The sequence below is a fragment of the Corynebacterium sp. HMSC072A02 genome (assembly GCF_001810085.1).
Taxonomy (GTDB): Bacteria; Actinomycetota; Actinomycetes; order Mycobacteriales; family Mycobacteriaceae; genus Corynebacterium; species Corynebacterium hesseae.
Genome location: NZ_KV799820.1, coordinates 1 through 295 on the forward strand (window position 1 = coordinate 1; position 295 = coordinate 295).

Annotated in this window: 1 pseudogene; it reads right to left on the reverse strand. The window is 55.3% G+C overall.

Going from position 1 to position 295, the window contains the following annotated elements:
- Positions 1-16: 16 nt before the first annotated feature.
- Positions 17-295: pseudogene (locus HMPREF2698_RS13495) on the reverse strand (transposase); the annotation flags it as partial.

Here is a 295-nt window from a genome sequence, read left to right on the forward strand (position 1 = left end):
CCTGACTTAGGCCAATTTAGTGCGGAAGTTCGCGGCCGGTGATTGCTTGGATGGTGGCGGTGAGGTCGGGTGGGAGTGGTACGGCGGCGTGAATGGTTTCGCCGCCAGCGACGAGTTGAAAGCTGCGGTATTTCTTGAGTGTTCTCACGAGGCGTTTGATGGATTGGCCACTGCGTGTTTCCATCAGGTGAGCCACGGCTAGTGCGGCCATCACGATATTGAGATGTGCTGTGATCGAGTCTTGTTTCCTGGCGTAGATTGGGCGTGCTTTCAGGTCTGATTTCGACATCCGAAA